Origin of the sequence: Streptomyces sp. NPDC002588, from assembly GCF_040295925.1 — a bacterium.
Taxonomy (GTDB): domain Bacteria; phylum Actinomycetota; class Actinomycetes; order Streptomycetales; family Streptomycetaceae; genus Streptomyces.
Window position 1 is genome coordinate 1 of record NZ_JBEOWF010000064.1, and the last position, 21,354, is coordinate 21,354.

The 21,354-nt window shown below is 71.3% G+C and carries 17 protein-coding genes; 10 read left to right on the forward strand and 7 right to left on the reverse strand.

Features of this window, described 5'->3' with window-relative positions; all coding sequences use genetic code 11:
- The 4 genes from ABT057_RS44755 to ABT057_RS44770 all read left to right on the forward strand — a co-directional run.
- Window positions 1-881 (forward strand): beta-galactosidase small subunit (locus ABT057_RS44755; RefSeq protein ID WP_352350326.1); only part of this gene is annotated, 881 nt, incomplete at its 5' end.
- 125 nt (window positions 882-1,006) lie between these two features.
- Entirely contained in the window at window positions 1,007-2,002 is a 996-nt protein-coding gene (locus ABT057_RS44760; protein WP_352350328.1) for an ABC transporter ATP-binding protein, read from the forward strand.
- Window positions 2,002-2,805, forward strand: coding sequence for an ABC transporter permease (locus tag ABT057_RS44765; RefSeq protein ID WP_352350330.1), 804 nt, complete (start codon window positions 2,002-2,004; stop codon window positions 2,803-2,805). The genes ABT057_RS44760 and ABT057_RS44765 overlap by 1 nt, the downstream gene beginning before the upstream one ends.
- A complete protein-coding gene (locus tag ABT057_RS44770; protein ID WP_352350332.1) occupies window positions 2,805-3,611 on the forward strand; it encodes an ABC transporter permease in 807 nt (268 codons plus the stop codon). Before ABT057_RS44765 ends, ABT057_RS44770 begins: the two co-directional genes overlap by 1 nt.
- A 145-nt stretch (window positions 3,612-3,756) precedes the next feature.
- Here ABT057_RS44770 and ABT057_RS44775 read toward each other — a convergent pair whose 3' ends face one another.
- Window positions 3,757-5,058, reverse strand: coding sequence for an MFS transporter (locus ABT057_RS44775; RefSeq protein ID WP_352350334.1), 1,302 nt, complete (start codon window positions 5,056-5,058; stop codon window positions 3,757-3,759).
- Window positions 5,059-5,151: 93 nt separating this feature from the next.
- Here ABT057_RS44775 and ABT057_RS44780 point away from each other — a divergent pair, with 93 nt between their 5' ends.
- From ABT057_RS44780 to ABT057_RS44790, 3 genes are all read left to right on the forward strand, one after another.
- Window positions 5,152-6,237 (forward strand): glycoside hydrolase family 10 protein, encoded by a 1,086-nt coding sequence (locus ABT057_RS44780; RefSeq protein WP_352350336.1) that lies wholly within the window; start codon window positions 5,152-5,154, stop codon window positions 6,235-6,237.
- Between the two features lie 262 nt (window positions 6,238-6,499).
- On the forward strand, window positions 6,500-7,837 hold the full coding sequence (locus ABT057_RS44785) for a jacalin-like lectin (protein ID WP_352350338.1): 1,338 nt from the start codon (window positions 6,500-6,502) through the stop codon (window positions 7,835-7,837).
- Between the two features lie 332 nt (window positions 7,838-8,169).
- Window positions 8,170-8,769, forward strand: a complete 600-nt coding sequence (locus ABT057_RS44790) for a TetR-like C-terminal domain-containing protein (RefSeq protein ID WP_352350340.1) — start codon at window positions 8,170-8,172, stop codon at window positions 8,767-8,769.
- A gap of 10 nt (window positions 8,770-8,779) precedes the next feature.
- On the opposite strand, the gene ABT057_RS44795 is transcribed toward ABT057_RS44790, so the two are convergent.
- Together ABT057_RS44795 and ABT057_RS44800 are read right to left on the reverse strand one after the other, a co-directional pair.
- Window positions 8,780-9,550 (reverse strand): isocitrate lyase/PEP mutase family protein, encoded by a 771-nt coding sequence (locus ABT057_RS44795; protein ID WP_352350342.1) that lies wholly within the window; start codon window positions 9,548-9,550, stop codon window positions 8,780-8,782.
- Window positions 9,551-9,682: 132 nt separating this feature from the next.
- The gene (locus ABT057_RS44800; protein ID WP_352350344.1) at window positions 9,683-10,063 is read right to left on the reverse strand and encodes a VOC family protein; all 381 of its coding nucleotides are present in this window, start codon (window positions 10,061-10,063) and stop codon (window positions 9,683-9,685) included.
- A 156-nt stretch (window positions 10,064-10,219) separates the two neighbouring features.
- On the opposite strand from ABT057_RS44800, the gene ABT057_RS44805 reads away from it, so the two are divergent.
- Window positions 10,220-11,608, forward strand: a complete 1,389-nt coding sequence (locus ABT057_RS44805; RefSeq protein WP_352350346.1) for a hypothetical protein — start codon at window positions 10,220-10,222, stop codon at window positions 11,606-11,608.
- Between the two features lie 61 nt (window positions 11,609-11,669).
- On the opposite strand, the gene ABT057_RS44810 is transcribed toward ABT057_RS44805, so the two are convergent.
- A complete protein-coding gene (locus ABT057_RS44810; RefSeq protein WP_352350348.1) occupies window positions 11,670-13,415 on the reverse strand; it encodes a DUF2264 domain-containing protein in 1,746 nt (581 codons plus the stop codon).
- 104 nt (window positions 13,416-13,519) lie between these two features.
- Window positions 13,520-14,572: a rhamnogalacturonan acetylesterase gene (locus tag ABT057_RS44815; protein ID WP_352350350.1), complete on the reverse strand. Its 1,053-nt coding sequence runs from the start codon at window positions 14,570-14,572 to the stop codon at window positions 13,520-13,522.
- A gap of 189 nt (window positions 14,573-14,761) precedes the next feature.
- Between ABT057_RS44815 and ABT057_RS44820 the strand changes: the two genes are divergently transcribed.
- Window positions 14,762-16,441 (forward strand): rhamnogalacturonan lyase B N-terminal domain-containing protein, encoded by a 1,680-nt coding sequence (locus ABT057_RS44820; protein WP_352350352.1) that lies wholly within the window; start codon window positions 14,762-14,764, stop codon window positions 16,439-16,441.
- 7 nt (window positions 16,442-16,448) lie between these two features.
- On the opposite strand, the gene ABT057_RS44825 is transcribed toward ABT057_RS44820, so the two are convergent.
- Complete coding sequence (locus ABT057_RS44825; RefSeq protein WP_352350354.1) at window positions 16,449-17,861, reverse strand: RICIN domain-containing protein; 1,413 nt, start codon at window positions 17,859-17,861, stop codon at window positions 16,449-16,451.
- A 302-nt stretch (window positions 17,862-18,163) separates the two neighbouring features.
- On the opposite strand from ABT057_RS44825, the gene ABT057_RS44830 reads away from it, so the two are divergent.
- On the forward strand, window positions 18,164-20,281 hold the full coding sequence (locus ABT057_RS44830; protein WP_352350356.1) for an autotransporter: 2,118 nt from the start codon (window positions 18,164-18,166) through the stop codon (window positions 20,279-20,281).
- A gap of 29 nt (window positions 20,282-20,310) precedes the next feature.
- On the opposite strand, the gene ABT057_RS44835 is transcribed toward ABT057_RS44830, so the two are convergent.
- The gene (locus ABT057_RS44835) at window positions 20,311-21,093 is read right to left on the reverse strand and encodes a protein kinase family protein (RefSeq protein WP_352350358.1); all 783 of its coding nucleotides are present in this window, start codon (window positions 21,091-21,093) and stop codon (window positions 20,311-20,313) included.
- Between the last annotated feature and the right edge of the window lie 261 nt (window positions 21,094-21,354).

A 21,354-nucleotide genomic window follows, 5' to 3' on the forward strand; every position in this document is an offset into this window, starting at 1 on the left:
ACATCCGCGGCGGAGAGGACTCCCCGGTCGACGGTGCCCGGGAGGCCGCGGCCGCCGGACCGGTGTCCGACGGGCGGCTGATCACCCTGGGCCCGGCCTCCTTCGACGCCCGCACGGGCGCGCTCACCGCCATCGGTCCGGTGGCGGTGAGCGGTCCGCGGCTGGACGTGTGGCGGGCGACCACCGACAACGACGAGGGCGCGGCCTGGCAGTCGGACATCCGCTACGGCGTGCTCTGGCGCAAGCTGGGCCTGCACCGGATGCGGCACCGGCTGGACGCGGTGGAACTCGGCGACGAGGCGCTGACGGTACGGACCCGGGTGGCACCGGCCGCCGCCGAGGTGGGTCTGTCGACGGTGTACCGGTGGACTTCTGACGGCGACCGTCTGCAGCTGACCGTGTCCGTCACGCCGGAGGGCGACTGGACGGTCCCGCTGCCCCGTCTCGGCCTCCGCCTCGGGCTCTCCGGGGCCGCGACGGACAGGGTGACCTGGTTCGGCGGAGGCCCCGGTGAGGCGTATCCGGACAGCAGGACGGCGTCGGCGGTCGGCCGCTGGCAGTCGACGGTCGACCGTATGCAGACGCCGTACGTCCGTCCGCAGGAGAACGGCGCCCGCGCCGACGTCCGCTGGGCGGAGCTCGGCGGACTGCGCGTCGAGGGCGACCCGGCGTTCTGGTTCAGCGCCCGCCGCTGGACCAGCGAGCAGCTGGACGCCGCCCGGCACCGCACCGATCTGGTGGCCGGGGACACGGTGTGGGTCCATCTCGACCACGGTCAGCACGGCCTCGGCTCCCAGTCCTGCGGCCCGGGCCCCCTCCCGCGGTATTTCCTCGACGTGGCGCCCGCCGCGTTCTCGTTCGTCTTCACGACAGTCGACTGACCACCCGCCGATCGATTAACCGATTAACCGATTGACCAGTTGATCGGAATTTTGACACGGTGATGCCGTCTCCCGCGGCCGTCCGGCCCCCGCTGGCCGGCCGCGCTTCACTGGAGGTTGAACGAGTGAGCGGCACCATCGAGGTGCGCGGTCTGTCCCGCACCTTCCACACCACCGTCCGCCGGCCCGGGTTCGCCGGAGGCCTGCGCTCCCTGGTCAACCCGGAGCGGGTGGCCAAGCACGCCGTGTCCGACATCACCTTCGACGTGGACGCGGGCGAACTCCTCGCACTGCTCGGGCCGAACGGCGCCGGCAAGTCCACCACCATCAAGATGCTCACCGGGATCCTCACCCCCACCTCCGGCGAGGCTCGGGTCGCGGGCGTCGTGCCGTACCGGGAGCGGGAGCGCAACGCCCGCAACATCGGTGCCGTGTTCGGGCAGCGCACCCAGCTGTGGTGGGACCTCCCGGTGCGCGAGTCGTTCGCGATCCTCCGGGACATCTACGAGGTGCCCAAGGCGGAACACGCCGCCCGCCTCAAGGAGTTCGACGACCTGCTCGACCTCTCCTCCTTCTGGGACACCCGCGTGCGCCATCTCTCCCTCGGCCAGCGGGTGCGCAGCGACCTGGCGGCCGCGCTGCTGCACGATCCACCGGTCGTGTTCCTCGACGAGCCGACCATCGGCATGGACGTGGTGGTCAAGGAGCAGGTCCGGGAGTTCCTCCGCCACCAGGTCGAACAGCGGGGCCGTACGGTCCTGCTGACCACGCACGACATGACGGAGGTCGAGCGGCTCGCCGAGCGGGTGGTGCTGATCAACCACGGCCGGCTGGTGCTGGACGGCACACTCGACGAGATCCGCCGCAAGTTCGGCTCCACCTGGCAGGTGCGGGCCACGCTCGCCGACCCGCACACCGAGATGGTCCCGCTGCCGGGGATCGCGGTGGTCCGGCGGGAGGGGGCACGGGTGGTGTTCGGCCCCGACGGATCCGCCGCGCCGACCGTGCACCAGGCGCTGAAGTCGGTCATCGAGCGGTACGAGGTGACGGACATCGCGCTGGACGAGGCCGAGTTGGAAGACGTGATGCGCGCGGCCTATGTGCAGGCCGGGGAGGCGTGATGGCCGTCCTGCACGGATGGCGTGCCACCCGCGTCACTCCGCTCGGCGAACTGAACACCCCTCCCCGGATCACCGCGGCCCTGCTGCGGCTGTCCGTCCAGGTGGTGCTGGTGGCGTCGTTGTGGAACGGCCTGTACGCCCAGACCGGTACGACCGCCGGGATGAGCCGCGACCAGGCGGTCACGTACGCGGTGCTGGCCGTACTGGCGTCACGGCTGCGCATGCTGGACCAGTACGCGGGCCGGGACACGGTGATTCAGCACATGCACTTCGGCACGATCGTGTACTGGTACCTGCGTCCGCTGGCGCCCCGCCGGTACTACGCGCTGCGCGCGCTCGGCGAGCAGCTCTACGGGCTCGCCTGGGCACTGGCCGGGTACGCGGTGTGCCTGGCGGCCGGGGTCGTGGAGCCGCCGCACTCCGCCGCCGCGGGCGGGGTGTTCGCGCTGAGTCTGCTGCTCGGCCAGTGGGTGCTGTACTACATCATGCTGGTGATCGACCAGCTCTGCTTCTGGACGCTGCGCAACGGCGCCGCCGTGATGATCCTGATCTTCGCGCAGAACCTGCTGGCCGGGGTGTACGCGCCGCTGTGGTTCTTCCCCGACTGGTTCGTGACGGCGAGTTCCTTCCTGCCCTTCCAGGCGACTCTCAGCGTGCCGCTGTCGCTGTACGTGGGCCGTATCCAACTCTCGGACGCACCCGGCCAGTTGGCGATCCAGGCCGCCTGGGTGGTCGTTCTGGCGCTGGTCACCCGTTTCCTGTGGCGGCAGGCCGGCCGCCGTGTCATCTCCCAAGGAGGCTGATGCGCTTGAACGCCGTACGGATCGCGTGGCGCATCACGCGCCTGAACTTCCGCTCCCAGCTGGAGTACCGCTCCGAGTTCCTGATGATGATCGCGATCGGCGCGATCTGGCAGGTGTCCGTCATCGTCTTCGCGACGGTGCTGCTGACCCGGTTCACCCGGATGGGCGGCTGGGACAGCTCCGACGTGTTGCTGATACCGGCGACGCGCATGCTGGCACACGGGCTTTTCGTGCTGTTCCTGGGCCGGACGTTCGGTCTCGGCAGGCACATCCAGGAAGGCGTCATCGACACGTATCTGGTCCGCCCGATGCCCGTCCACCGCCAGGTCCAGCTGTCGTACTTCCCGACCAACGCGATCGGCGACCTGACGGTCGCGATTGGTCTGATGGCGGGCGCGCTCAGCCGCAGCGACCTGGACTGGACGGCGGGCCGGATCGCGTACCTGGTCGCGGCCGTGCTCGGCGGCATGCTGCTCGAGGCGGCGCTGTTCACGGCCCTGGCGAGCGCCTCGCTGCGGTTCCCGGCCGCCGACTACTGGGGCAGCTGGCTGGAGGAACTCCTCGGCACCTTCGGCAGCTACCCGCTGAACGTGCTGCCCCGGGCGGTCGGCGGTCTCCTCACCTTCGGCCTTCCGCTCGCGTTCGTCGCCTACTTCCCGGCCGCCTTCCTCACCGGCCACGGCCACGACACCGGTTTCCCCTCCTGGCTGGCGGCGGCGTCCCCGCTGCTCGGCGTGCTGGCGTACCTCGGGGCGCGGCTGCTGTGGCGGTGGAGTCTCGCCCACTACTCCGGGGTGAACGGCTGACCGGCATCCCAGTGCGCCGCCCCCACCCCGCCCGGTAGGCCCGTACGAACGCCGCGACACCACCGGCGCTCGCTCCGATACCGACGACCGGGCTGCCGGGGCGGCGGTGGGCACACCGTTACTTGGCCGTCCGGCGGCCGTCGGGTCAGGTGGCGGGGCCCCCGGCGTCACCGCGCCCCGCCCCGCGCACCGGCGTCACCAGCGCCACGCCCGCGACCAGTACGCACGCCCCGCCCGCCGCCAGCGCCACCGGTGCCGTCCCGTGCCGCTGCGCCGCCCAGGTGAGGACGGCCGCGCCGACCGGGGCCGCCGCGTAGTGGAGCGTCCAGAAGGCGGAGGTGACCCGGCCGAGCAGGGGCTCGGGGGTGACTTCCTGGCGCAGGGACATCGAGCAGGTGCCGGCGACGGCGACGCAGGCCAGGAAGACGGCGGCGAGAGCGCCGACGACGGGCACGTCACGGGCCCAGCCAAGGCCCGCCACGGCGACCCCGCTCACCGCGACGGACACGGTCCAGGTGGGCCCGAAGCCGAGCCGGCGACGTACCCGGGCCACGAGCAGGGAACCGGCGATGGTGCCGAGCGCCCCGGCCGCCATCACGGACCCGACCGTGCCGTCGTCCTGGCCGAGGTCGTGCTTGAGGTGGTAGATGACCAGGTCGTTGAGGCCGAGGGTGAGGAAACTGAAGACGAAGAGCAGTCCGGTCAGCGCACGGAGCACGGGATGCCGGTACAGGAACGCCACTCCGGCCCGCAGGTCCCGCCACAGCCCCGCCGTCCGCGCGCCGGGTTCCCCCGGTGACTGTTCGTCCGGCGGCCGTTTCCGGATCCGTACGACACTCAGGCAGGCCGCCGAGACGCCGAAGCTGGCCGCGTCCACGCCGACGGCGGCGGCCGGGCCGGTCCAGGCGGCGAGCAGACCGGCGCACAGAGGACCGAGGACCCCCGCCGCGGCAGCCGTCGCGCCCAGTCGCCCGTTGGCCTCGGTGAGCTGTCCCGTGCCGACCAGACCACGGACGAAGGTCACATACCCGACGGCGAACAGCATGCCGACGGCCTCGCACAGCGGCAGCACGGTGTAGAGCAGCCAGATCCGCGGCCCGAACAGCCAGACCAGCGGGATCAGCCCGTACAGCACCATCCGGACCAGGTCGCAGGCGATGAGCAGGCGGCGCCGGTCGACGCGGTCCACCACCGCGCCCGCGAACACCGCCGCCACCACGGAGGCGGCGCCGCCGACCGCGGTCAGCAGGCCCATCCTGGCGAGCGAGCCGGTGGCCTGCAGGACGAGCAGGGGCAGCGCGATCAGCGCGAAGGAGTCACCGAGGAAGGAGAGCGTCTGCGCCGCCCAGAAGATCCCGAAGTCCCGTTGCTTCCAGAGGGGTTGGCCTTCCCCGGTGCCGGAACCGGTCCTCCGTGAAGTTCGCTCGCCGCCCGCCCGGTACGCCACCCGTCCCCCTCCACGATCCCCGGCAACCTTACGGCCCCCGGCGGCGACCCACGGACGAAGCACCCACACCCGCATTCCCCCAGAGGAGCAGCCGTGCCCCACACACCGGTGAACCATCGCCGCCGACGCCGCCTCCTGCGCCCCGTCCCGCTCGCCGTCGCGGGCGCGCTCGTCGCCACGGCCGCCGTGGCACTGCCGCACCTGACGCCCGGGGCCTCGGCCGCCACCACCCTGCGCGGATACGCCGACGGGCGGGGCGTCCGGATCGGCGCGGCGGTCGGCGACACCCCGTTGACCTCCGACGCGTCGTACACCACCGTCCTGGACCGGGAGTTCAACTCGGTCACGGCGGAGAACGCGATGAAGTGGGACGCCGTCGAGCCGAGCCGGGGCAGTTTCAACTGGGCTGCCGCCGACCGGCTGGTGGCGCACGCCGCCGCGCACAACCAAGGTGTACGGGGCCATACCCTCGTCTGGTACGCGCAGTTGCCGTCCTGGCTGAAGAACGGCGGTTTCTCCGCGAGCGAGCTGAACACCCTCCTCAAGAGCCACATCGACACCGAGATGGGCCGCTACAAGGGCAAGGTGTACGCCTGGGACGTGGTCAACGAGGCGTTCAACGAGGACGGTTCGATGCGCAGTTCGCTGTGGCAGGACAAGCTCGGCACCGGCTACGTGGCGAACGCGCTGAAATGGGCACACGCCGCCGACCCGGCCGCGAAGCTGTACATCAACGACTACAACATCGAGGCCGACAACGCCAAGAGCGACGCCCTGTACGCGCTGGCGAAGCAACTCCTCGCGCAGGGCGTGCCGTTGCACGGCATCGGCTTCCAGTCGCACTTCGAGGTGGGCAAGGTGCCGGCGTCGATGAAGGCGAACCTGAAGCGGTTCTCCGACCTCGGACTCGAGGTGTCGGTCACCGAGTTGGACATCCGCATCCCCCTCCCGGCCTCCTCCGCGGAACTCGCCCAGCAGTCCACCGACTACAAGACGGCGAGCGAGAACTGCCTCGGCGTACCGCGCTGCGCGGGTGTCACCCTGTGGGGACTCACCGACAAGTACTCGTGGGTGCCTGGCACGTTCAGCGGGTACGGGGCGGCCCTGCCGTACAACGAGAGCTATGCGGCGAAACCGGCGTACACGGGCCTGTCGAACGGCCTCAACCCGAACGCGTGACGACGGACGGCTCCGGCACGGGAATGTCGGTGCCGGCGCCGTCCCGCCCGCGCCGGGAACGCCCCAACGAACGCAAACAGCACAAGCAGCAGCAGAACCAGCACGGGCGGCACGAGCGGGGGTAAGCGATTTCCGTCCCGGCACTCACTGTTTGCTCGGCAACCCTTGTGCGTCACTCCGGTCGGCCCCAATCTGAGCATTGTTCAACTCCTGCTCGGTCCTCCCCGCTTCCCCCTCTCTCTCGACCGGAGACACCCCTCACATGAGACGACTCATCGGCACCCTGGCGGCCGGCGTCCTGGCCCTCGCCGGACTCACCGCGGCGGCCACCGCCCCCGCCCAGGCCGACACCGCCTCCGCCACCGCCGCCTCGGGCACCTTCAACGTCCTGACCTACAACGTCGCGGGCCTGCCCGAGGGCCTGAGTTCCGGCCACCCGGCGACCAACACCCCCTTGATCTCACCCCGGTTGGCCGCCTACGACATCGTCAACGTCCAGGAGGACTTCAACTACCACGCGGCGCTGTACGCGGGCGACAACCACCCGTACCGCACCGCGACCAGCGGTGGCGCGGGGATCGGCGACGGCCTCAACACCCTCTCGGACTTCCCCTTCGACGACTTCGAACGGGTGCGCTGGAACGACTGCACCGGCACCAACTGCCTCACCCCGAAGGGCTTCACGCTGGCCCGGGTGCGGCTCGCGGAGGGCGTGTTCGTGGACCTCTACAACGTGCACACCAACGCCGACGACACCGACGACGCGCTGGCGGCCCGCCGCGCCAACGTCGAGCAGCTGTCGGACTTCATCCAGGCGAACTCCTCCGGCAACGCGGTGATCGTGATGGGGGACACCAACACCCGTTACACCCGTGCCGGCGACAACATCCGCACCCTGGCCGACGAGAACGGTCTGACGGACGCGTGGGTGCAGCTGGTGAAGGGCGGCACCCGGCCCACCCAGGGCACGGACGCGCTGCTGTGCCCGACGACCCAGCCGCCGAACGACTGCGAGGTGGTGGACAAGGTCTTCTACCGGGGAAGCAAGCTGCTGTCCCTCTCCGCCACCCGCTACAACAACGAGTGGGCGTCGTTCCTGGACTCCGCCGGCGGCAACCTGTCCGACCACTTCCCGCACACGGTCGGCTTCTCCTACACCCTCAACTCCGCCCTGCGGGCAAGTGACTTCTTCGGCGGCCCGCACGGTACGGCGTTCAACGACGCGGACGATCTGCCCGCCGCCCCCGCTCCGCGCACCCTGACCCTGCGAGGCGGCTCTCGCCTCGACGCGGTGGCGCTGACCCACGACGGCGGCACCACGCTGACCCACGGCGGCACCGGCGGCACGGCGACCTCCCTCACCCTGGCGTCGGGCGAGCACCTCACCTCTGTGAAGCTGACGCAGGGTCAGAAGGACGGCCGTACACGGCTCTTCTCGGCTGCCTTCACCACCGACAAGGGCCGCACCCTCTCCTCCGGCACGGCCACCACCGACACCACGACCTTCACCGCCCCCAGCGGCTGGCAGATCGTCGGCTTCACCGGCCGCTCGGGCGACGAGATGGACAAGCTGGGCCTGCTGTACGCGCCGATCGGCTGAGCCCGGCGAACCGGCTCGGGGGCTGCCCGCGCCACTCCCTCGGACGGGGACCGCCCGGGCCTCGGGCCCGCCGACAGGTTCTAGTGCCGCGGCAGGCAACGTTTGCCCGTCGAGGAGCGGCGTCCGGCGCGTGCTCCCGGCGTGCCGGGTGCAAGCCCTCGTACTGGATGTACTTGGGCTTGTGCCCGGTGCGGCGGTGGGGGCCCCTCCCGCTCGAGCGAAGTCGAGAGTGGGGGAGCGTGCCGGGCGTCCCGACGGGGCGAACGTTGCCTGCCTCGGCACTAGGATGCTCCCAGCCTGTCACGGTCCGAGTACATCCAAGGCGGTCCCTCATGCCCCGCGCCGGCCTCACCACCGACCGTCTCGTCGCGGCCGCCGCCGAGCTGGCCGACGAGGCCGGCGCCGACGGGGTCACCATGTCGGCACTGGCCCGCCGCTTCGACGTGAAGGACGCGAGCCTGTACTCGCACATCAGGAACCTCCAGGAGCTGCGAACCAGGCTCGCGCTGTTCGTCGGCGGCGAGATGACCGACCGTATCGCCGTGGCCGTCGCCGGACTCGCCGGCCGGGACGCGCTCGCGGCCTTCGCCGGGGCCTACCGCGAGTACGCCCTCCAGCATCCCGGCCGGTACACGGCCGGCCAGATCCGGGTCGACCCGGAGGTCGTCCGCGAGATCGCCGGCGACCCCGCCGCCGCCCTGCGCCGCACGGTCGACCTCACCCACGGCATGCTGCGTGCCTACCGCCTCACCGAACCCGACCTCACCGACGCCGTCCGCCTGCTGCGCAGCACCTTCCACGGGTACTGCGCGCTGGAGGCCGGCGGGGCCTTCGCCGCGCCCCGGGACGTGCAGCGCTCGTGGGAGAAGGCGGTCGACGCCCTGCACACGGCTCTGACGCACTGGCCCAGGGAGAGCGCCGAGGCCGGCTGACCGCACGCCGTCACCCGGGAGAGAGCCGCGTGCCGAACGCCTGTACGTCGTCGTACGTCGGTGTGGGACCCCGTGGGGTCAGGCCCTCGCGGATGTCCGTCATCGCCTGCAGGGCCGCGCCCAGGGCCCGCCGGTAGAGCAGCGAACCGACACTGATCCGGCGCACGCCGAGGTCGGCGAGGTGGCGGACGGTCGGACCGGCCGGCGAGTAGAGCAGGTTGAGGGGGACGTCGACGCGGGCGACGAGCTCGGCGATCCGGCCGGGGTCGGTCAGGCCGGGGACGAACACCCCGTCGGCGCCCGCCTGTTGGTAGGCGTCGAGACGGGCCAGGGTCTCGCCCCGGCGCTCGCCGTCGCCCAGCCAGTACGTGTCCGCGCGGGCGTTGACGAAGAGACCGGGCGCGGCCCGCTTCACGGCGGCGATCTTCGCGGCATGCCGGTCGGCCGGGCCGAGGCCGTCCTCCAGATTGATTCCGACCGCTCCCACCGCGGCGAGCCGCCCCGCGAACTCCCCCACCTCGTCCGGGTCCCGGCTGAAGCCGTCCTCCGCGTCGACGGAGAGGAGGAAGGGCCGCGAGCCGAGCAGGAGGGCGAGGCGGAGGGTCTCCTCACGGGTCGCCGCCACCCCGTCCGGCAGCCCCGCGGCCGCGGCGACGGCCAGGCTCGTCGTGCCGATCGCCCGGAAGCCCTGCCCGGCCAGGGCCAGCGCCGAGGCGTGGTCCCAGGCGTTGGGCAGGAGGAGCGGCGCGGCGGCGTGGTGGAGGGCGGCGAAGGGGGTCATGCCGTCCATGCTGGCGCCCCGACGGTTCGGCGCCGACCGAACCGTCGCCGCCCTGGACGACCGTCTCAGCCGGCCGGTGCCGTCCCGGGCAGAAGCCGTCTCGGACGGACGCCGTCTCCGGCGGAGGCTCACTCAGCCGGATGCCGTGGCCGCCCGTTCCGCCTCGCTGCGCTCCACGCAGAACTCGTTGCCCTCCGGGTCGGCGAGTACGGCCCACCCCGTGCCGTCGGGCCTGCGCCGGTCGTCGACGAGTGTGGCGCCGAGGGCGAGCAGCCGCTCGACCTCCTCCTCGCGAGTGCGGTCCTGCGGCTGGAGGTCGAAGTGGATACGGTTTTTGATCGTCTTCCCCTCGGGCACGGTGACGAACAGCAGCCGGGCGCCCTCGATCAGTGCCTCCGGGTCGCCGCGCTTGTCGTCCGGGTGGAGGGGCAGGTCGAGCACCTCGGACCAGAAACCGCCGAGAGCGTAGGCGTCGGAGCAGTCGATCGTCATGTGACGGATGGCAGAAGTCATCTGGGGATTGTTGTGCAGGCCCTTCAGACCCGGCAACGCGATTTCGCCGGGCCACGGACGGTCGCGGAAACGCTTGCGGACCACACCCGCGACGCCGCGCTCCGAGAATCCCTCCCGTCCCGGCAACCTCTCCCGCCCCGGCGGCAACCACAGGCCATGACATCTGCACGACGCTCGACGCGCCACCGCCGTATCCGTGCCGCCCGCAAGCCCGTGATCGGCGCCCTCGCGGCCGCGGGAGTCGCCGCCGGCGCGTGGTACGCCACCGCCGGAGCGGCGACCACGGCCGCCCCGAACCTCACGCCCACCAGCACCGCTGTGGCCCTCGCCGCCAAGTTCCCCTACCTGTCCGCCGGTTACAACAACACGCGCGAGTGGACGCGGACGACGACCGCGGTGGCCCCGAACGGCACCCTGCGGGTGGCCTGGCCCGCCGCGGACGGCGTCCACGTCACCCCGCTCACCGCGGCCGGGAAGCGCTCGGGGGCGGACACGGTCGTCAAGGGCGCGAAGGAGGTCGGCGGTCTGGTCGCGCACAACGACGGCTTCGCGCTGCTGACCCGCGTCTCCGACACCAACAAGTGGAAGGAGACGGCCGCCGCGATCGTCCGCTACACGAACGGCAGACAGACCTTCCGCACGAAACTCACCGGCACCGCGTCCCACGACACGTCTCCTCTGCTCGACGGCCAACTCACCTGGAACGGCAGCAAGTACGGCGCGTACTTCGTGGTGCACGGCGCGGGCGGCTTCGCCGACGGGCACTTTGGCGACAAGTTGACGTACATCAGCGCCAAGGGGGCCAAGCTCAGCGGCGGCTGGGGCTGGGGCTGCAGCCACAACGAGGGCATAGCCCTGCATGCCGAGTCCTCCGGCGCGTTCACCTCCCTGTGCTTCGACGACTGGCGTTCGGGGCTGTTCGTCTCCACCGGGATCGGCGCCCCGGACATCGCTCCGGTCGTGCAGCGCGAGCAGTGCTGGGCCGGGTACTGCGGCGGCACTTTCCCGGGCCGCACGGGCGATCTCGTGAAGTCCGCCACCGGCCGCTACGCGACCGCGTTCGCCTCGCGCGGCGCCGCCTCCGCCAAGAAGAACCCGGACGACTCCAGCGGCCGCGGCTGGACGGTGAAGCCGAGGACCAGCACCCATCAGGTCGCCGTCGCCTTCATGAAGAACCGCAACTCCGGTCCCGGCAAGGCCGTCTACCTGACCAGCGCCGCCGGTACGGAGAACGTCAACGTCCACCTCGCCCCGTACGGCAAGAACCGCCTGCTGCTGTCCTGGGAGTCCCTGAAGAACGCCAAGTGCGCCGCCGGCACCTGCACCGGCACGTTCACCGGCACCCATCTGCGCCTCATCGACTGGAACGGCAAGTTCCAGAGCGCGGGCAAGGTGGTGGGCGCGCGGATCACCGGGGACATCGCGGTCCTCAAGGACGGAACGCTGACCTGGGCCTACGCACCGGTGACGCCGACCTACGCGAAGCCGCTGACGGGGGCGTCGCCGACCACGAAGACCCTGAGGATCGCCCGCCTCAAGCCCTGAGACTCCCCGGGCCCCGGCCCGTGTCCTGCACCGGTCTCCCGCCGCCGTGCGACCGCCGCCCTCACCCCTGGCGCGGCGGTCGGCCTTCCGCCCCGGCGCCGAATCGCCCGACCCCCACGGCGTCCTCGGCGAGAGTCACCCGGAGCTCGGGCCCCCCGCTCCAGCGCACGAGGATCCCGTCCGCTCCCGCCGCCCGCACCGAAACCGTCTCCTCCAGGGGAGCCGGCTCCGGCTCGGCGGTGAGACGGGCCAGCGCGACGAAGAGGGCGGCGCCGGTGGCGGTGCCTCCCGTGGTACCCGAGAGGGAGGCGTCCAGGCCGAGGACGGGCACCAGCTCCGCCCGCACCCCGTCAGGCGCCGCCCACCCCGTCACCCGTACCGGCGTCCCGGGCTGCGCCCCCGTCACCAGGTGGGCCCGCACTTCCACCGCCCCGTGGGCGAGGACGACACTGGTGACCCGCGCCCCGCCCCCCGCGGTGTGCCGCGAGGCCGCCCAGCCGTCGCCCACGCCCAGCGGCTCGATACCCGTACGACTCGGGTCGCCCCCGACAATCACGCTGTTGTCGTGCACGGTGGAGGACGACGGGGTGGGCGCGGTCATCGTCGAGTACGCGAGCCGGGTGTAGTACGGGTCGTAGCGGACGTCGTCGCTGCCGTGGTTGTGCAGCCGCACCAGCCCGTCCGAACGGGTCGACTGCAGCAGCCAGTTGGGGGCGGAGACCGGCGTCACCGCGTCCTCCCGCTCCACCGGGCCCGGCTCCTCGGCCGCCGTCCACACCTCGTGGTCGGCGGGCAGCAGCAGGCCGAGGAAGCCCTTGCTCGCCCAGTAGGGGGAGGCGGGGCCCGAGTAGCCCTGGAGAACGGTGGCGTCGGGGCCGTGCCAGCCGAGGGTGAGCAGTCCTCGCTCGTCGACGGCGTCCCGCTCCAGGAAGTACTTCAGTACCCCCGAGGCCAGCCGGCGGGTCTCCCCCGGGGCGAGCGGGGTGTGGCCGGTGAGGGCGCCCAGCCAGAGGGGGGCGGTGGTCGCGAAGCGGTAGGTGAGGGAGCGGCCCTGCCGCATGGGGGCGCCGTCGCCGCCGAACAGACGGGCATAGTCGGCGAGATGGGTCTCGAGACGGCCGCCGTATACAGTGAGCAGTCGACTGTCGCCCGCGAGCCACGCATGCAGCACCGGATACAGGTGCATCGCCCAGCCGTTGTAGTAGTCGTACTTTCGGCTGTCGCCGTCCGTGTACCAGCCGCCGCCGACGTACCACTCCTCGATCCGCTCCAGACCGCGGTCGACCGCCTTGCGGGACGCCTCGGCCTCGTAGCCGATCTCCTGGAGGAAGCCGCCGACCGTGACCGGGAACAACTCCCAGTTGCAGGGCCAGGGTTCGGCGGTCAGCGCGTCACCGAGCCAGGCGGCCGCGCGCTGCCGTACGGCGTCGTCCAGACGGTCCCAGAGGAGGGGCCGGGTCAGCCGCAGCGCGAGGGCGACCGACGCGGCCTCGACGAGCGGCTGCCCGCGGTCCTCGATCCGGGGCCAGACACCCTGGACGCCGGCCGCGAGCCCGTCCGCGTACCGCTGGAGCGCCGTCCCGTCGCGGCGGAACGCGGCGAGAAGGAGGGTGCGGGCGTAGCCCTCCAGGCCGTCGGAGAGGCGGCCCGACCAGCTCTGCCGGTCGCCGGGCAGGTGGTAGAGGGCCTTGTCCTCGGTGGCGTACGGCTCCACCGCGGCCAGCAGGGCGTCGGCGGCCGCCTCCCAGTGGGCGCGGGTGTATCCCGTACGGGGGCTGAGGGCGGGGTCGGGCGGGGGCAGGTGCATCGGCGGTTTCTCTCTCGGCGCGCGGCGGGGCAGGAGCCGGGCCCCTGGTCCCATGGGTCAGGACCTGGGGGCGTCCCGGTTCCGGTCGGGGCGCCCCCAGGGGCTCATCCCACCCGCACGGTGCGCTCGGGCACCAGACGCAGGGCGGCGAGTTCGTCACGGACCAGGCCGGCGTAGACCGTGGCACCGTGCACTGAGGTGTGCGTGTTGTCGCGTTTCTCGTTGTAGAGGTAGAGCGCCTTGGAGCCCTCGACGCCCAGGGACTCCACCAGTGCCTTGGTCTTGGCGGTCAGATCGATCAGCGGGACGTGCCGCTCGGCGGCGACCGACCGGATCACCGCCGGGTGGTCCACGCCCAGTCCGTTGACCAGCAGAGCCGTCCCGTTGTTCAGCGTGCCGTCGGCGTTGAACCAGCGGCGCACGATGGGCGTGACGAGGACCGGCCGGCCGCCCTTGTCACGGACTCCCGCCACCAGTGTCCCGAGGTTCGTGCGGTACGTCACCTCGTCGGTCGTCTTGTCGTTGTGCGCGAGCTGGATCAGGACCAGGTCGCCGGGGCGGATCAGCGGCTGGACGGTGGCCCAGAGCTGCGGGTTCCCCAGGTAGGTGACCGTGCTCTCCCCGGAATCGGCGTAGTTGGCGACCGAGACGCCCTTTCGCAGGTACTGCGGCAGCTCCTGCCCCCAGCCGGTGTAGGGGTCGGCGGGCTGGTCGCAGACGGTGGAGTCGCCGACGAGGAAGATCTGCCGGGTGTGCCGGGCGGGGGTGACCCGGATGCCGGCGAGGGCGGGGGCCGCTCCGCCGAGTGTCAAGTCCAGTCCGGGAGTTCCCTCGGCGCCCGTCGGTTCGCCCTCCGGTGTACGGACATTGACCGTGAAGCTGCGGGCGACGCGTTTCCCGGCCGCGGCGGCGGTCTCCGGGAGCAGCGCACGCCGGGTCTCGCCGCTGACGCTCGTGCTGGAGGCCGTGTCGCCGCCGAGGAGGACCGTGACGTCGTACGTGCCGGGCGGGACGTCGAAGTGGCAGGCGCCGGCGGTGCAGTGGTCGATGCCGAGGGGCGCGCGGCCCGGGTGCGGCCGGGCGGTCGCGGGGGCCACGGCCGTGAGGACGGCGGTCAGGGCCAGCGCCACCGGCACGGCGATGTCGAAACGTCTCACTTGCGGCTCCTCCGTCGCGTCGGCAGTCCAGGCGCTGGACCGTACCGCCTCGGGCAAGCGCTTTCTAGTCTTCGGGTCGCTTTCACAAGATTGCCAACTTCCGGCGAGCGAAAGCCCTTTCGCGAAATCGATTCAACTGTCACTCTCTCCCACACCCGCACGCCCCACACCTCCGAAGGAGGCACCCCCATGTCCGGATCCGACAGCCACCCGGTCCGACGCCGCACCTTCGTCCTCTCCGCCGCGGCGGCCGCCGGCACGGCCGCCCTCGCCGGGCCGCTCGCCACCCCGGCGTCCGCCGCGAGCTTCGGCTGGACCGACGACGGCTCGAACTACGTCGTCGACACCGGCGCCAGTCTCGTCTTCAAGGTCAGCAAGACCAACGGCGACCTGACCTCGCTGGTCTACAAGGGCACCGAGTACCAGGGCTACGACGGCAAGAACTCGCACATCGAATCCGGCCTCGGCACCTCGACGGTGACGATCGGCCAGTCCGGGTCGACGATCCTGATCTCGGTCACGTACGGCACGCTCAAGCACTACTACGCGGCCCGCAGCGGCGAGAACAACGTCTACCTGTGGACCAACAAGGCGGACACCTCGGTCTCGGCGACCCGCTACATCGTGCGCGTGAAGAAGGGCCTGTTCCTCAACGACGAGCCCGACTCGTACACGTACGCCCCCACCACCGTCGAGGCCTCGGACGTGTTCGCGAAGTCCGACGGCCAGACCCGCTCCAAGCACTACGCGAAGCTGCGCGTGATCGACTACGACTACGTCGGCTGGACCACGGGATCCGTCGGACTGTGGATCGTCCGCAGCAACCACGAGAAGGCCTCCGGCGGCCCCTTCTACCGCTCCCTCCTGCGCCACCAGAGCGCCGACGGCGGCGGTCTGTACGAGATCCTGTACTACGGCGAGAACCAGACCGAGGCCCAGCGCTTCGGCCTCCAGGGGCCCTACGTCATCGCCTTCACGGACGGCGGCGCGCCCTCCTCGTCCCTCTACCCCGGGACCCTGACCACGTCCTGGGCGGACTCCCTCGGCATCTCCGGTTACGTGGCGGCGAGCGGCCGGGGCCGGGTCGCGGGCGTCGGCATCACCGGGCGGAACACGGCGTACGCGTACACGGTCGGGCTGGCCAACTCCGCCGCGCAGTACTGGGGGCCGGCGCGGGCCTCCGACGGCTACTTCTCCGTCGGCGGGGTGCTGCCGGGGACGTACACGCTGACGGTCCACAAGGGCGAGTTGGCTGTATACAGTACACAGGTGACCGTGTCCGCCGGCGGGACGACCACCCTGAACACGATCGCCATCCCGTCCTCCAACGACCCGGGCAACGCGAGCGCGATCTGGCGCATCGGCGACTGGAACGGCACACCCGGCGGCTTCAAGAACGCCGACCTGATGACGTACGCGCACCCGTCCGACGTCCGGGCCGCCTCCTGGACCGGGAACGTCGTGATCGGCAGCGGCAGCGAGACGTCCGCCTTCCCCTGCTACCTGTGGAAGGACGTCAACAGCGGCATCATCGTCTACTTCAAGCTCACCGCCGCCCAGGCCGCCGCCGCGCACACCCTGCGCATCGGCGTGACGACGGCCTACGCCAACGGCCGCCCGCAGATCGTCGTCAACGACACCTGGACGTCCGCCGTCCCCTCCCCGCCCGCCCAGCCGAGCACCCGGTCGCTGACCGTCGGCTCGTACCGGGGCAACAACAACACCTTCACCTACAGCGTCCCGGCGTCCGCCTGGCTGACGGACACCGGGGCGTACAACCAGCTGAAGATCTATGTGGCGAGCGGTTCGGGGACGACGTCCTTCCTCAGCGCGGGCACGTCGATCGACGCGATCGACCTGCTCGTCTGATGTCACGTCAGCTCCCGCGCGTCCACTGCTGGTTGGTTCCGCCGTTGCACGTGTAGGTGATGATCGCGGCGGAGTTGGCGGTGGACGCGCCGTTCACGTCCAGGCACTCGCCGCTCGCCCGGGAGACGACGTTCACGTAACTCCCGCTGGTGGTGAGGGACCACTGCTGGGTGGTGGCCGAGGAGTCGCAGTTCTCCTGGGTGACGGTGCTCGCGTTCTCCTGGACGCACAGGGAGCTGTGGCGGGCCACCAGCTGGTAGTAGCCGCTGCCGAGCGACTTGAACCAGTACTTCTGGTTGTTGCCGCTGTTGCAGTCGTACTGCTTGACCTGGGCGCCCTGCCACAGCGACTGGCTCGTCACGTCCGCGCATTTGGCGCTGTGGCGGGCGATCAGCGTGTTGTACGTGGCGCTGGTCCCGGTCACCGTCCCGGCGGCGGTGTCGACGGTGACCTCCGGCGCCCAGGACATCGACAGCGAGGTCGAGGTCGGGAAGGTCAGCGGCAGCCACACGTAGCGGGAGTCGTTGACGGTGCCGCCGAAGGAGTTGCCCCAGCGGTCGCCCATGTAGAGGTAGGAGGTGCCCGAGGTGCCCTGCACCGGAAGGACGTACGCGGTCTGCGAGCCGTAGGCGGTGGAGTCGCCGACGTTCGTCATCGACGTCCAGGGGCCGGAGAGGCTGGTCGCGGTGGCGTACTGCTGCTGGTTGGCGCTCCAGCCGGTGGCGCCCGAGGTCAGCATGAAGTAGACGCCGTTCCGGTTGAAGAGGGCCGGGGCCTCGCGGTGGCCGCCCGCCCAGGGATTGGCGACCAGGCTGTCGATGGCCGTGTAGTCGGCGGTGAGCCTGTAGATGTGCAGGTCGTAGTTCTCGTTGGCGGCGGAGACCATGTAGCCGGTGCCGTCCGTGTCGACGAACGTGGTGATGTCGCGGGACATGTACTGGCCGAGGGGGCGGAAGCTGCCCTGGTAGGCGTAGGTTCCGTCGACGGTGTCCGACACGGCGACGGCCGCCCGGGCCTCGCTGTAGTCGGTGCCGTTCTCCTTGTGCATCCACATCACGAACTTGCCGGTGGACGCGTTGTAGACGACCTTCGGCCGCTCGATGTAGGCGGTGGCGAGCTCGGTGGCGCTGGACTGGGTCAGGACGTGGTTCCTGAACTCCCAGTTCTTCAGGTCCGTTGAGCGGTAGGCGTCCACGTACCGGAAGGTGTTGTCCGCGTTGCGGTCCTCACCGAACCAGTAGTAGTAGCTGCCGACCTTGATGACACCGCCGCCGTGCGCGTGCACGACGTTGCCGGAGGTGTCGGTGAACTGGACGCCGTTGGGCACGGTCTGGGCCGCGGCCTGGGCCGGTCCGGCGGTGGCGAGGGCGCCGATCAGCACCAGACAGAGGGCGAGCAGGGTGGCGTACACACGTCTCATGGGGATACCTCTCCGGGAATGACCACCTTCAGGCGGGCATGGACTCGGACGCTGCGGAACAGGGCATGGGCGGCCGCCACGTCGGAGGGAAGGCGCGTTCGGTACGGCGGGAGCGTTCGGAACTGCGAACAACATGTGGAATGACGAACGCCGAAAAGGTAAGGGTGTGTTACGAGCAGGTCAACGGGTCGGACGGGACTTGATAGAAAGCCTTTTCCGGAGGTTTGCGGCGGGGCCCGGATGTTTCCGGCGCGGCAGCGATTTTTCTGTTATCGGTCCGCGCCCCGAACCGTCTCCGGTCCGTGCGCAGCCCCCTCCACACCTCAAGCGCGGCCTTCGGTGCCCTCGCGGCGGTCGCCGCCCTCCTGACCACCGCTCCCCCGGCCGCGGCCGCGGGCGGCCGGGACGTCTCCGCCGACGTGCTCGCGAACCGCGACGTGACCCTCACCGGCGACACGGTGGTCACCGTGCCCTCCGGGACGACGACGTACGACGGTGTCTTCCGAGGCGAGGGGACGCTCACGGTGCGCGGCGGCGGGACGCTGATCCTCACCAAGGACAGCGACTTCACCCTGCCGAAGGCCAGGCAGCGGCAGGTGGTGCGCACCCGGGGCGGCAACCACCCGTACACCACGGTCGCCAACCCCGACCCGCCCGCGATCACGGTCGCACTCGGCACCACCCTGCAGTACGGCACCGGCGGCGGATCCGGCCTCATCGGCCACTTCCCGTACGACACCCCCGGCTACCGGCTCAACCAGCTCAACGTCCGCGTGGACGGCACGCTCCGCCTGTCCCTGACCCGCACCTTCAACATCGGCACGATCAGCGGCTCCGGCCTGGTCACGCAGCCCCGCAACATGTGGGGCACCCTCGACCTGGCGGGCACGCATCCCTTCTCCGGGGTCATCGACAACGGCACCGGCATGGCCGTCGGCCGCCCCGAATACCCGGTGGCGCTCCCCAGCGCCCGGGCGATCCTCAACCAGGGCTCCTGGATCATCGACACCCCGCTGTACCAGACGATCACCCTGCACCAGGACTTCTACCAGCGGGAGTACGGCAGCGACGTCAACGTCCACAGCCGGCCCGGCAGCAAGGTGGTCCTCACGGGGCAGTACAGCTACAGCGACCAGGGCGGGGACACCCACCCGTCGTTGAGCGACCCCAGCCTCAACTGGCGTGCGATTCCTCACCAGTTGAACAAACGCGGTACCAACGTCGAGGGCGCGGACGTGCAGTGGGGCGACGGCACCACGCACCGGATCTTCATGCCCGGCACGAAGGACACCGTCTACGTCAACCTGCACGAACGCAGCGGGCGGCGGTCCCTGCTGACGTTCGACTACGACGGACCGGTGACGCTCGGCGCGCCGATCGGCGGCGGCCGGTACCACGACACGCTCGCCGCACCCGGTGCCGGTGACGTCGTCATCGCCGGCACCAGGGGCAATGACGTGACCTTCGCGGCCGCCCAGTACTACGACGGTTCCACCACCGTGGAGAAGGGCGCGGTACTGCGGCTGGGGTCGGGTTCCGCGGGCGGCGACGGATCGCTGCTCATGGGCACGGCACGCCGACGGGTCGTGAACGACGGGACGCTCGTCGTGCGGAACACCAGGACCCCGGTGTCCCTGTCCCGCATCGGCGGGAGCGGCAGACTCGTGCAGTCCGGGGCGGCGACGACGACCCTCACCGGGTCCGCGGTGACGTACACCGGCACGACGACGGTCACCAAGGGCACCCTCGCGTTGCGGGACGGCGCGTCGCTCGCCAACTCCCGTTCGATCAAGCTCGGTTCGGCGGGCGCGCGACTGGACACGGGAGGCTCGGCGCTGCGGGTGACGAGCACGCTCGGCGGCACGGGCACGATCAAGGGGGCCGTGGCCAACGAGGGTGTGGTCACCGGCGCCTTGACCGTGAGCGGTGACTACACCCAGGGCGACCAGGGCCAACTGGTGCTGGGGGCAGCGCCGTTGAAGGTGGCCGGCCGGGTGAGGCTGAGCGGTGGGCTCGACCTGTCCGCGGCCGGGGCGAAAACGGGGAAGCGGCGAGAGAAGGAGATCACCGTCCTCGACCACACCGGGCGTGGCACGGTCTCCGGCACCTTCGACGGGCTGCGGGAAGGGACCACGGTGCGGCTCGGCGACACGGTGTACCGGATCAGCTACCGGGGCGGCGACGGCAACGACGTGGTGCTCGGCGCCGTCACCGGGAGCCCGTCGCCCGCCGTCCGGAAGGCGGACTCCTCCGGGGCGGTGGCGGCGGCGGAGCCGCACAGCGTGAACACCGGTATGAGCAACGGAATGGGGTGGTGGCCCTATGTGCTCGCCGCAGGGCTCCTCGCGGGGCTCGGGATGCCGATGACCCTGCGCCGCCGCGCCCGGCCCCGACGCGAAGGCGGCAGGCACGCGGCATAGGGCCCCGGTGTCTCTCCGCGGCGTCGCCGCTACCTGCCGCTGGGAGCCTCGGGGAATCCGACCCGAGGGGCCAGGGCGCGCGCCTCGGCCGCCCACTCGGCGAGGAAGGCGAGCGTCAACCCCCTTTCGCGGTAGCGGAGTTCCGCCGCCACGGTGCGTTCGCCACCGTAGTCGAGCTGCTCGTGTCCCGCGCGGGCCAGCATCCGGGCCGTGATCCAGTCGTACTTCACCGCCGACGCGCACATCCCGAGACGTACCAGGCGTTCGTCGCCGCGCCACCCGCTCTGCCGCAGGCCGTGCAGGTAGGCGTCGTAGGCCGCCGCCGCGTACTCGGGAAGGCGGGCCGCGGGGAGGAAGAGGTCGAAGACGCTGTCGGGAAGGTAGTTGCCGAGGTCCTCGCCGAGCGCGCCGTCGCCGGCGAAGGCCCAGTCGAGGGCCACGGAGTCCGTGCCGTCCGAGGAGCGTACGTTCGCGGGCCACATGTCGAGATGGCTGAAGACACGGGGCAGGTTCTCCATGACGTGGAGGAACCACTCCCGGTCCTGGTGCAGCCGCACCATGTCGCGCCGCAGCCCGGTCGGGAAGTGGTCGCGGACCAGAGGGTGCCGCCAGGCCTCGTCGTCGTCGAGGAGCTCCGGGTCGAGGGTGTTGCTGTCGACGTACCGGCGCAGGAAGCGCCGGGTCAGCCAGGGTTCGTCGGCCGGTGGCAGGGCTCCCTGGGCCCGGCCCAGGCGGTGGAGGTGCTCGATGTGCCGTTCGAGCGGCCAGGCCGTGGCCGGATCGCCAGGCAGGTGCTCCAGCCACAACGCCACATCGCCGTCCGGCCGTTCGACACGGGCCGGCAGCTCGGGGGCGCGGATGCCGTACGGCTGCCAGTGCGCGGCGAGTCCGCAGGAGTAGACCTCGGCCTCGCGCCGCCAGTAGATTCCAGTGCCGGGGGTCGTCCGAGGCGGCCCACCGGCCCACCGTCTCCTTGGAGCGGGTGAGCACCTTGAGGACGGCCGACCGGTCGCCGGCGGAGACGGTCCAGACGCCGCGGGTGACACCGTTGGCCGGGTTGTGCGTGAGTGGTG